The organism is Ottowia sp., from assembly GCF_046348305.1.
Classification (GTDB): domain Bacteria; phylum Pseudomonadota; class Gammaproteobacteria; order Burkholderiales; family Burkholderiaceae_C; genus Ottowia.
Genome location: NZ_JAXMEM010000015.1, coordinates 40,541 through 52,186, shown reverse-complemented (window position 1 = coordinate 52,186; position 11,646 = coordinate 40,541). Strand labels below are relative to the sequence as shown.

Genomic DNA, 11,646 nt, shown 5'->3' with positions numbered 1-11,646 from the left:
GGCCGACTACGGACTGGTGGCCGATCTGTTCGTGGCCGTGCCCGAACTGGTCAAGGCGCTGTGATGCAGCGGGACGCATGAAGCACTGAGCTTCCCCGGGGCATCGCGTGCGGTGCCCTTTTTTGTTTTTTTCTGCGCCTGCGTGCGCAGACTTCGACATTTGAGGACAAGACCATGAGCTACACCGCCCCCATCAAGGACTTCCTGTTCAACATCGAGCATCTCGCTCGCATCGACGAGATCGCCAAGCTGCCCGGCTTCGAGGACGCGGGCCTGGAGACGGCTCAGGCCGTTTTGAAGGAATGCGCGCGCTTCAACGAAGAAGTGGTGGCGCCGCTGAATTTCGAGGCGGACAAGGCGCCGTCCAGCCATTCGGGCACCTCGGTGACCACCAGCAAGGGCTTCAAGGAGGCCTACCGGCAGTTCGCCGAAGGCGGCTGGCAGGGCCTGCTGCATCCGACCGAATTTGGTGGTCAGGGCCTGCCCAAGACGATTGCGGCGGCCTGCGTCGAGATGCTCAACGCGGCCAACCTGTCGTTTGCGCTGTGCCCGCTTTTGACCGACGGCGCCATCGAGGCGCTGCTGACGGCGGGCAGCGACCAGCTCAAGTCCACCTACCTCGAAAAGCTGGTTTCGGGCCAATGGACCGGCACCATGAACCTGACCGAGCCGCAGGCCGGCAGCGACCTGGCCGCCGTGCGCACGCGCGCCGAGCCCCAGGGCGATGGCACCTACAAGATCTTCGGCACCAAGATCTTCATCACCTACGGCGAGCACGACATGGCCGAGAACATCGTGCACCTGGTGCTGGCGCGGGTGGCCGGTGCGCCCGAGGGCGTCAAGGGCATCAGCCTGTTCGTGGTGCCCAAGTTCATGGTCAAGGACGATGGCAGCCTGGGCGAGCGCAACGACGCGTACTGCGTCAGCATCGAGCACAAGCTGGGCATCAAGGCCAGCCCCACGGCCGTGCTGCAGTTTGGCGACCACGGCGGCGCGGTGGGTTATCTGGTGGGCGAGGAAAACCGGGGCTTGGAGTACATGTTCATCATGATGAACGCCGCGCGCTACGGCGTGGGCGTGCAGGGCATTGCGATTGCCGACCGCGCCTATCAAAAAGCGGCGGCCTACGCAAAAGAGCGCGTGCAGAGCCGCCCGGTGGATGGCAGCGTCAAGGGCGCAGCCACCATCATTCACCACCCCGACGTGCGCCGCATGCTGATGACGATGCGCGCGCTGACCGAGGGCTGCCGCGCCATGGCCAGCACCGCCGCCGCCACCTACGACGCAGCGCACCACGACCCCGACCCGCGGGTGCGCCATGAGAACCAGGCGCTCTATGAATTCATGGTGCCGCTGGTCAAGGGCTACAGCACCGAGATGAGCCAGGAGGCCACCAGCCTGGGCGTGCAGGTGCATGGCGGCATGGGTTTCATCGAGGAGACGGGTGCGGCGCAGTACTACCGCGACGCCAAGATCCTGACCATCTACGAAGGCACCACCGCCATCCAGGCCAACGACCTGGTGGGCCGCAAGACCGCACGCGACGGCGGTCAGACCGCCAAGGCGATCGCCGCCCACGTCGAAGCCACCGAAAAGCAACTGGCCCATGGCAGCCACGACGCCAAGGCCGTGGCCCATCATTTGACCAGGGCGCGCCACGCGTTTGCCGAGGCGGTGGACTTCATGGTGGGACAGGCCAAGCTTGACCCCAACGCGGCCTATGGCGCCAGCGTGCCGTATCTGATGCTGGCGGGCAATCTGGTGGCCGGCTGGCAATTGGCCCGCGCGCTGCAGGTGGCCGAAGCGGAGCTGGCCCAGGGCAAGGACGTGGCCTTCATGAAAGCCAAGATCGCCACTGCGCGCTTTTATGCTGAGCACATCCTGCCGCGCACGGCGGGCCTGCGCGACGCCATCGTCGAAGGCGGCGCCAGCGTGATGGCCATGCCGCTGGAGTCGTTCTGAGCGACAACAACAGAACACCGAGGCGCGAAGGCGCAAGGGAGTTCCGCAGAAGCTTCATCTGCTGCGGACTGCTGTGCCCTTGTGTCGCGTTGAAATTCAAGTCATTGACTCACAAAATAATAGCTGCTTGCGCTTGATTGGCGTGCGCGAGAGGCCAATTTCATTTAATTTTCTTCATGTCCAAACTCCCGCCCGTCCTGCAAAAGCAGAAACTTCCGGTCATCGGCGCCCCCTTGTTCATCATCAGCAACCCCAAGCTGGTGATTGCGCAGTGCACGGCCGGCGTGATCGGCTCAATGCCCGCGCTCAACGCCCGGCCGGCCGAACAGCTCGATGAGTGGCTGGCCGAGATCACCGAGGCGCTGGCCGCTTGGGACAAGGCCCATCCCGATCAACCCGCCGCACCCTTCGCCATCAACCAGATCGTGCACAAGAGCAATGACCGGCTCGAGCACGACATGCAGCTGTGCGCCAAATACAAGGTGCCCATCGTCATCACCAGCCTGGGCGCGCGCGAGGACGTGAACCAGGCCGTGCACGGCTGGGGCGGGGTGGTGCTGCACGACATCATCAACAACCGCTTTGCCCGCAAGGCTGTGGAGAAGGGCGCCGACGGCCTGATCGCCGTGGCGGCGGGCGCCGGCGGCCATGCCGGGGTGAAGAGCCCGTTTGCGCTGGTGCAGGAGTTGCGTGACTGGTTCGACGGGCCGATCGCGCTGTCGGGCGCCATCGCCAACGGCGGCGCCATCCTGGCGGCGCAGGCCATGGGCGCCGACTTTGCCTACATCGGCACGGCCTTCATCGCCACCGAAGAGGCGCGGGCGACGCAGGACTACAAGCACGCCATCGTGGCCGGAACCTCGGACGACATCGTCTACAGCAACCTGTTCACGGGCGTGCACGGCAACTATCTGGCGCATTCCATCCGTGCGGCCGGTCTGGACCCGGACAACTTGCCCGAGAGCGACCCCAGCAAGATGAACTTTGGCGGCGGCGCCACCAAGGCCTGGAAGGACATCTGGGGCAGCGGCCAGGGCATCGGCGCCATCAAGGCGGTGGAACCCGCTGCGGCGCTGATCGGGCGCTTGCGCAGCGAATACGAAGCCGCGCGCCAGCGCCTCGCCTTGGCTTGAGCCGACTCCCGATCGCCGCCCGGCGGTGACCGGGCGAGGGCGCCTTCAGGCGGGGCGCAGCTCAGCCGGCATGGTGGCTGCGGCGGTGCCCGCTTGCGTCTTGCCGCGCTTGACCGTCTTGGCAGCGCGTGCGCGGCCTGGTTTGGCGGCGGGGCGGGCTTCGTCCACGCGGCGTTTGATGTGGGCCAGGGCCTCTTCGACCTGGTCGATCAGCACCAGGCACAGGTCGCCGGCTTGCAACTGTTCAAGCGCACGATCGATGGCGACGAATTCGCCGTGGATCTCCTCGATCTGGCGGGTGCGCGTGGCGCCGACCAGGCCCTGGTGCAGCAGCGCCAGCACTTCGCCGTCGGCGCGGCCACGCTGGCACGCGTCCTGGTAGAGAATGACCGAGTCGAAGGCAGTGCCCAGGATGCGCGTCTGGTCGCGAATGTCCTGGTCGCGCCGGTCGCCCGCACCGCTGATGACCACTGAGCGCCGCCTGGAGGGCATGTTCTCGACGCCCGCCACCAGGGCGGCGATGGCGTCGGGGTTGTGGCCGTAGTCGGCAATCACAGTGGCGCCGCGGTAGTCGAACACGTTGAAGCGTCCGGGCACGCCCATTTGGTCGCTGATGAAGCTGGCCAGGCCTTTTTGAATGGCGTCCCAAGGCACGCCCACGGCCCACGCCGCGCCGACCGAGGCCATGACGTTCTGCACCTGAAAGCCGATCTGGCCCTTGTGGGTGATGGGCACGCGCGCCAGGGGCAGGCGCTTTTCAAAGGCACCCTCGGCGCACACGATGTCGCCGCCGTCGACGAACACCACGCGCTTGCCTTGGGCGCGGTGCGTGGCCATGACCGGGTGCATCCCGTCCTGAGCGAAGAAAGTGACGTGGCCGGGGCAGTGCGGCGCCATGGACGCCACCGCCGGATCGACGGCGTTGAGCACGGCGGTGCCGGTGGGCGCCACGTTGAGCACGATCACGCGCTTGAGCACCTTCAGGTCCTCCAGCGTGGTGATGTAGTTCAGGCCCAGGTGGTCGCCGGAGCCCACGTTGGTGACCACGGCCACGTCGCATTGGTCAAAGCCCAGACCCTCGCGCAGCAGGCCGCCGCGGGCGGTCTCAAGCACGGCGGCGTCGACGTCGGGGTGGGCCAGCACGTTGCGCGCGCTGCGCGGGCCCGAGCAGTCGCCCGAGTCGATCTGGCGGCCATTGACATACACGCCATCGGTGTTGGTCATGCCCACGCGCAGCCCCTGGGTGCGCAGCAGGTGCGCGGCCAGGCGCACGGTGGTGGTCTTGCCGTTGGTGCCGGTGACGGCGATGACCGGAATGCGGCCGTTGCCGCCTTCGGGGTACATGTGGTCGATCACGGCGCCGCCCACGTCGCGGCCGGTGCCGAACGAGGGGTGGATGTGCATGCGCAGGCCCGGCGCGGCGTTGACCTCGACAATGCCGCCGCTTTGCGCCTCCAGGGGCTTGCCGACGGTTTCGCACACCACGTCCACGCCGCAGATGTCCAGGCCCACCATTTGCGCGGCCTCGACCGCGCGCGCAGCCACCTCCGCATGCACGCTGTCGGTCACGTCGGTGGCCGAGCCACCGGTGGACAGGTTGGCGTTGTTGCGCAGCACCACGCGCTGGCCCCTGGCGGGCACCGAGTCGGCGTTCAGGCCCTGGGCCGCCAGGCGCGCCTCGGCAATGGCGTCAATGCGGATCTTGGTCAGCGAGGTGCCGTGGCCCTCGCCGCGGCGCGGGTCGAGGTTGACCTCGGCCACCAGCTGGCGCACCGAGTGCTCGCCATCGCCAATGACTTGCGGCGGATCGCGCCGCGCGGCGGCCACCAGGCGATTGCCGACCACGAGCAGGCGAAAGTCGTGGCCGGGCAGAAATTTCTCGACCATCACGGGGCCGTATTGGGCCGCCGCCTGATAGCCGCGCTCAAAGCCATCGCGGTCGGTGATGCCGACAGTGACGCCCTTGCCCTGGTTGCCGTCCTGCGGCTTGACCACCACCGGCAGACCGATGTCCTGCGCGGCTTTCCAGGCGTCTTCCAGGTCGCCCACGGGGCGCCCGCGCGGCACGGGCACGCCGGCCGAGTGCAGCAGCATCTTGGTGAGGTCCTTGTCCTGGGCGATGGCCTCGGCGATGGCGCTGGTGGAGTCTTCCTCGGCGGCCTGGATGCGCCGCTGGCGGCTGCCCCAGCCGAATTGCACCAGGCTGCCGCGCGTCAGGCGCCGGATGGGAATGCCGCGCGCGACGGCGGCGTGGGCGATCGCACCGGTGGAGGGGCCCAGGCGCTCGTCCTCGTCGAGCTCGCGCAACTCGGCCAGGGCAGCAGCGCTGTCGAACGCACCGCCTTCAGCGGCGGCTTGGCACAGCTCCTGCGCCTTGACGAAGGCCAGGCGACCGACGGCTTCCTCGGTGTATTGCACGGCCACCTGGTAGGTGCCGGCGATTTCGGTGGGCGTGGTGCGGCTGAACGTGACCGGGCAGCCGGCCTGTGCCTGCAGCGCCAGCGCGCAAAGCTCCAGCGCGTGTGCCATGGACAGCGGAGCATCGGGATGCTCGGCGTGCAACAGCCCCACGGCTGGAAACAGCTCGCGCAGATGCGTTTCGAAAGCGGGGGTGGTGCGCAGGTCGCGCTCGGATTCGTCGCAGGTGACGACGGCCTCGATGGCCGTCTGGCGGCTCCAGAGGTTGGGACCGCGAAGCGCGCGAATGCGGGTAATGTCCATGGGAGGGATCCTGTTCGGAAGATGTTCCGAGCCTGAAGACTACAAACGAACGAGTGTGCCGTTCAGTGCACCGTCGGGGTGTCACGCGGCTCATCAAAGTGCAACAAACCGGCACGAATGAGGTCGGGGCCCACCCCCGCGGCCCAGGCGGCGGCCACGGCGGCCAGCACCGGCGGGCGTACGTCGTGCGGGCCATCGGCGGTCAGCGCCGACAGCACCTGGGGCGACAGCTGGGTCAGTGCCAGTTCGCTCGCGCCTTCAGCCAGCACGATCTCGGTGCCGCGGGCCAGCACGGCGCGGCCTTGGTCGGCGCGGTGTTCGGCCACTGCCGCGCTGTCGGGATCACAGGACACCAGGATGACCTCGCCGTCGCAGTAGTCGCCCAGCGCCAGCACCTCAGGGTCGTCGGCGTTGAGCACCGCCGCACCGCCGGGCAGCACCACGTCCACCTGGGTGCGCAGGATGCCGGGCATCTGGTCGGCCTCGGTGATGTACAGGTCGCTCAGGCCTTGCGGGCCGGGCATGGACAGCACCACGCCGATCTGGCAGCGGTCATAGGGCAAACCCTCGGTCAGGATGTGGCGCGGTGAGGTTTCCAGCACCGCGGCCTGGACGGTGCGGTTGATCAGCATGCTTTCGCCCGCCTCGAAGCCGATGGAGCCGTGCGGTGACAGTTGCCGGCGCCCCAGGAACAGGCCGTCGCGGCAGGCCAGCGCGGTTTGCCAGCCGTGCAACTGGAACAGGGCCGCCACCAGCCGGGCGGCCAGCGCGCTCTGGCCGTCGCTGATCAGGCCGACGATGGGAATGCGTCCACTGTTGCCGGGTGGAAACAGGTGCTCCACGATGGCCTCACCCACGGGCTGGGCGCGGCCGACAGCGGGCTTGAGATGCATCAACAATCCGGGACCGGCATTGACCTCGACGACGGCCGCGCCCTGGGCCGCCAGCGGCTGGCCGATGTCTTCAGCGACCAGGTCGATGCCGGCGATGTCCAGGCCCACCACGCGGGCGGCCAGCGCCACCTGCTCGGCCACGTCGGGGTGGACCTGGGCCGTCACGTCGATCGACATGTTGCCGGTGCGCTGCACCACCGCCGATGCGCCCACGGGAAGCACGCTGTCGATGCTCAAGCCCTGGCGCGCCAGCAGCAGCTGCAGCACCGGGTCGTCGTGGCGCAGGGTTTCCAGCGGCAGGTGCTCTTCCTCGCCGCGGCGCGGGTCGGTGTTGATGTGGGTGTTGATCAGCGCGCCGATGCTGGAGCGGCCGTCGCCCTTGACCTGGATGATTTCGCCGCGCATGGCGGCCACCACCTTGTTGCCCACCACCAGCAGGCGGTGTTCCTGTCCGGGGATGCAGCGCTCGACCAGCACCTCGGATCCTTCGGCTTCGGCCGCGGCAAAGGCGTGCATGACTTCCTCGCGCGTGCTCAGGTTGAGCGACACGCCGCGGGCGTGGTTGCCGTCGGTGGGCTTGACGACCACCGGCAGGCCGATGTCCCCGGCGGCGTCCCAGGCGTCCTCGGCCGATTCGACCACGCGGCCCTCGGGCACCGGCACGCCGGCGGCGGCGATCAGCTGCTTGGTCAGGTCCTTGTCGCGCGAGATGCCTTCGGCGATGGCGCTGGTGCGGTCGGTTTCAGCCGTCCAGATGCGGCGCTGGGCAGCGCCATGGCCCAGTTGCACCAGGTTGCCCTCGTTCAGGCGGATGCAGGGGATGCCGCGCTCGGCCGCGGCGTCCACGATGCTGGCCGTGCTGGGGCCCAGGCAGCGGCGGTCCACCATCTCGGTCAGCCGGGCCACCGTGGCCGCCACGTCGAACGGGCGGTCGTTGATGGCGGCCATGACCAGGTCGCGCGCGCTGGTGATGGCCTGTTTGCCCACGGCTTTGTCGCGCGTGCGGATCACCACCTTGTAGACCCCGGGCTCGCCCGTCATGCGGGCCTTGCCGAAGCCGGTTTTCATGCCGGCCTGGGTTTGCAGCTCCAGCGCTACGTGCTCCAGGATATGGCCGGGCCAGGTTCCGTCGCGCAGGCGCATCAGAAAGCCGCCGCGCCGACCGACGCTGCAGCGGTGCTCGATCAGGCCGGGCAGCCAGGCCGTCAGGCGATCGTAGAAACCGGGCAGGGTGTTGGAAGGGAAGTCTTCCAGGGCGCCGATATCGACGATGGCCTCGATCACCGGGCGGTAGGTCCAGATGCCGGGGCCGCCCAGGTAGGTCATGCGCCGGATCACGATGTCCGCGAACGGCGCGCGCGGCGACGCGGGCGCCGCGCCGGCCTCGGCGATGTCCGCCTGTGCGTCAAGGGTGCGGGGATACAATCCGCCCCCGCTGAACGAGCCAAGCTCGTCTGGGTCGATTCGCCTCATGTTGGAGTGCGCTCGTTTTCGTTGAACCGATTTATCCAAGAAGCCCGTCGCTGCCGCAGGCAGGCCCATGCTTCTTGTTTCCATGCCGCCACAGTCCACCTCCGCGTCCCGCCAGGTTTCTGACCCGGTCTCTGCCGCCGATTCCCTCGAAGTGTCCTTGCGACCTTCTGAGAACGTTCGAGGGGCGCTGGACGTTGACCTGACCGCGAACCTGCACTTCGGCGAGGGGCGCCTTGTTCTTACGAATCAACGGCTTGTCGCGCGGTATCCAGATGAAACCTCGTGGCAGTCCTGGGACTTGGCGCCCGGCATGGCGCTGGTGCACCATGACCACGCCGGCGTTGGCACGCTCGAATTGCGCGACGGCGCGGGCACCCTGGGTTGCTGGCGTTACACCCTGGGGCACAACCCGGCCGCCCTGAAATTGCAGGTCGAGTTCGACCGTCTGCTGGCCGAGCGCGTCCCGGGAGGGATCCCGAGCGAGCTGCCGCTCCCGGAAGCCGGAGAACCGCAAGAGGCCGATGCCGACGACGAGGCCCCGGAGGATGAAAAACCCCCTTCGACCTGGACCCTGCTGCGCCTGTGGCGCTTTGCCCACCCCTACCGCTGGCGCTTGCTGGCCGGGTTTTTGCTGACCCTGGCCGGCACGGCCGCCACCCTGGTGCCGCCGTATCTGACCATGCCGCTGATGGACGAGGTGCTGATCCCGTTCCAGAACGGCAAGGACATCGACACCGGCTATGTGGCGCTGCTGCTGTCGGGGCTGCTGGGCTCGGCCCTGCTGGCCTGGGTGCTGGGCTGGGCCAAGACCTACATCCTGGCGCTGGTGTCCGAGCGCATCGGCGCCGACCTGCGCACCACCACCTACGAGCACCTGCTCAAGCTGTCGCTCGAATACTTCGGGGGGCGGCGCACGGGCGACCTGATGGCGCGCATCGGCTCGGAGACCGACCGCATCAACGTCTTTTTGTCGCTGCACCTGCTGGACTTCGCGTCCGACGTGCTGATGATCGTCATGACCTCGGTCATCCTGCTGTCCATCGACGTCAAGCTGGCGCTGGTGACTCTGGTGCCGCTGCCTTTCATCGCCTGGCTGATCCATCAGGTGCGCGACCGGCTGCGCACCGGCTTCGAGAAAATCGACCGCGTGTGGGCCGAGGTCACCAATGTGCTGTCCGACACCATTCCCGGCATTCGCGTGGTCAAGGCCTTTGCCCAGGAGGAACGCGAGGCCAATCGCTTTCGCGACGCCAACCGCCACAACCTGGCGGTGAACGACCGCCTCAACCGCCTGTGGTCGCTGTTTTCGCCCACGGTCACGCTGTTGACCGAGATTGGCCTGCTGGTTGTGTGGGCCTGCGGCATCTGGCTGGTGGCGCAGCACCAGATCACGGTCGGTGTGCTGACGGCGTTTCTGGCCTACATCGGGCGCTTCTACACCCGGCTCGACTCGATGAGCCGCATCGTTTCGGTCACGCAAAAGGCCGCCTCCGGCACCAAGCGCATCTTCGAGATCCTGGACCATGTCTCCAGCGTGCCCGAGGCCGCCAATCCGGTGCATCTGCCCCGGGTGCAGGGCCGCATTGCACTGCAGGACGTGAGCTTTCGCTATGGCAATCGCAGCACCATTCGCCAGCTCGACCTGGATATCGAACCGGGCGAGATGATCGGACTGGTGGGCCACAGTGGATCGGGTAAGAGCACGCTGGTCAACCTGATGTGCCGCTTCTACGACGTGGCCGAAGGGCGCATCACCATCGACGGGGTGGACATTCGGCAGGTGGCGCTGGCCGACTGGCGGCGCCACATCGGCCTGGTGCTGCAGGAGCCCTTTTTGTTCTTCGGCACCATTGCCGAAAACATCGCCTACGGCAAGCCCGAGGCCACGCGCAGCGAGATCGTCGCCGCCGCGCGCGCCGCGCATGCGCACGAATTCATCCTGCGCCTGCCGCAGGGCTACGACTCGCTGGTGGGCGAGCGCGGCCAGGGCTTGTCGGGCGGCGAGCGCCAGCGCATCAGCATCGCGCGGGCGCTTTTGATTGACCCGCGCATCCTGATCCTGGACGAGGCCACGGCTTCGGTGGACACCGAAACCGAGCGCGAGATCCAGAAGGCGCTCGACAACCTGGTGCGCGGGCGCACCACCATTGCCATCGCACACCGGCTGTCCACGCTGCGCAAGGCCAACCGCCTGGTGGTGATGGACAAGGGCCGCAAGGTGGAGGAAGGCACGCACGAACAGCTCATTGCCCAGCGTGGTGCCTACTGGCGTCTGTACGAGGCGCAGGCGCGGCAGGAAAAGGCCGAGCGCGAGCGCATGCTGGAGATCGAGGAAAAGGATCTGGCGCCATTGGCCCACGCCGAAAAGGAGCGTCAACCATGAACGCCCATGCACCGACACTGCGCCGGGACGCCTTCAATCGCCTGGTGCTGACCGATGCCGACGGCCGGGAGCACGCGGGCGTGGTGGCCGTGCGCGCCTTCCCGATCGGCGCGCCGGAGGAGGGCATCAGCCTGCTGGACGTGGACGGCCACGAGCTGGCCTGGATCGAGCGCCTGGCGGACTGCCCGGCGCCGCAGCGCGAGCTGATCGCCGCGGCGCTGCAGCAGCGCGAGTTCATGCCGGTGCTGCGGCGCCTGAAGTCCGTCAGCAGCTTTGCCACGCCCAGCACCTGGCAGGTGGACACCGACCGCGGATCGACCAGCTTCGTGCTCAAGGGCGAAGAAGACATCCGCCGCCTGAGCGCGGACTTGCTGATCGTCAACGATGCGCATGGCGTGCAATACCTGATCCGCGACCTGGGCGCCATGGACCGGGCCAGCCGCAAGCTGCTCGACCGGTTTTTGTGAGTGTCGGGGGGGTGTTCGGTCAGGGCGCACGAACCCGGCGCCTGGGGCACAATGGGCCGATCGAATTCTTCCATGAACACCCATGAGACGCCGCGATGAGTCCCCGGACTGGATGTGGTCCAACGCGCTGGCCACGCTCGATCGGATGGAGCGGGTGCATCGGCAGATTTTCCAGCTGCGTGCCGCGCGCACGCCCACCTGGGAGCCGCCGGTCGATGTGCTCGAGACCGAGCGTGAGTTGCTGATCTACGTGGCGCTGCCGGGCGTCGATGCGCGCGAGGTCAAGGCCGTGATCGATGGCGCGACGCTGGTGGTCAGTGGCCGGCGCGTGCTGCCCGCGTCCCTGCAGCATGCGGCCATTCATCGGCTGGAGCTGCCGCAAGGGCGTTTCGAGCGCCACGTGCCGCTGCCGGCGGGGCGCTACGCGGGGTCGCACGTGAGCAGCGAGCGTGGCTGCCTGGTCATCAGCCTGGAGAAGGCCGCATGAGCGACACCGGCACAAATGGACCGCGGCCATTGCCCGGAGCCGACGACGCGACCCCCCAGGTGGCCGCAGCGGCCCCAGCTGCGGGGCAGGGTACGAAGGCGGCCCCCGGCGGCGCGGCAAGCGACGC

Annotated in this window: 7 protein-coding genes; 5 read left to right on the top strand and 2 right to left on the bottom strand. The window is 67.9% G+C overall.

The features are described 5' to 3' along the window. Positions 1 to 174 precede the first annotated feature (174 nt). A complete protein-coding gene (locus U1F38_RS16230) occupies positions 175 to 1,962 on the top strand; it encodes an acyl-CoA dehydrogenase (RefSeq protein ID WP_409988115.1) in 1,788 nt (595 codons plus the stop codon). Between the two features lie 176 nt (positions 1,963 to 2,138). Further along, on the top strand, positions 2,139 to 3,095 hold the full coding sequence (locus U1F38_RS16225) for an NAD(P)H-dependent flavin oxidoreductase (RefSeq protein WP_409988114.1): 957 nt from the start codon (positions 2,139 to 2,141) through the stop codon (positions 3,093 to 3,095). 45 nt (positions 3,096 to 3,140) lie between these two features. On the opposite strand, the gene cphA (U1F38_RS16220) is transcribed toward U1F38_RS16225, so the two are convergent. Continuing rightward, positions 3,141 to 5,816 (bottom strand): cyanophycin synthetase, encoded by a 2,676-nt coding sequence (gene cphA, locus U1F38_RS16220; protein WP_409988113.1) that lies wholly within the window; start codon positions 5,814 to 5,816, stop codon positions 3,141 to 3,143. Positions 5,817 to 5,878: 62 nt separating this feature from the next. Continuing rightward, positions 5,879 to 8,035: a cyanophycin synthetase gene (cphA, locus tag U1F38_RS16215; RefSeq protein WP_409988116.1), complete on the bottom strand. Its 2,157-nt coding sequence runs from the start codon at positions 8,033 to 8,035 to the stop codon at positions 5,879 to 5,881. Positions 8,036 to 8,264: 229 nt separating this feature from the next. On the opposite strand from cphA (U1F38_RS16215), the gene U1F38_RS16210 reads away from it, so the two are divergent. From U1F38_RS16210 to U1F38_RS16200, 3 genes are all read left to right on the top strand, one after another. Beyond that, positions 8,265 to 10,565: an ABC transporter ATP-binding protein gene (locus U1F38_RS16210; protein ID WP_409988112.1), complete on the top strand. Its 2,301-nt coding sequence runs from the start codon at positions 8,265 to 8,267 to the stop codon at positions 10,563 to 10,565. Further along, positions 10,562 to 11,032 (top strand): DUF1854 domain-containing protein, encoded by a 471-nt coding sequence (locus U1F38_RS16205; RefSeq protein WP_409988111.1) that lies wholly within the window; start codon positions 10,562 to 10,564, stop codon positions 11,030 to 11,032. Before U1F38_RS16210 ends, U1F38_RS16205 begins: the two co-directional genes overlap by 4 nt. Before the next feature lie 82 nt (positions 11,033 to 11,114). Further along, positions 11,115 to 11,519, top strand: a complete 405-nt coding sequence (locus tag U1F38_RS16200; protein WP_409988110.1) for an Hsp20/alpha crystallin family protein — start codon at positions 11,115 to 11,117, stop codon at positions 11,517 to 11,519. Positions 11,520 to 11,646: the final 127 nt, after the last annotated feature.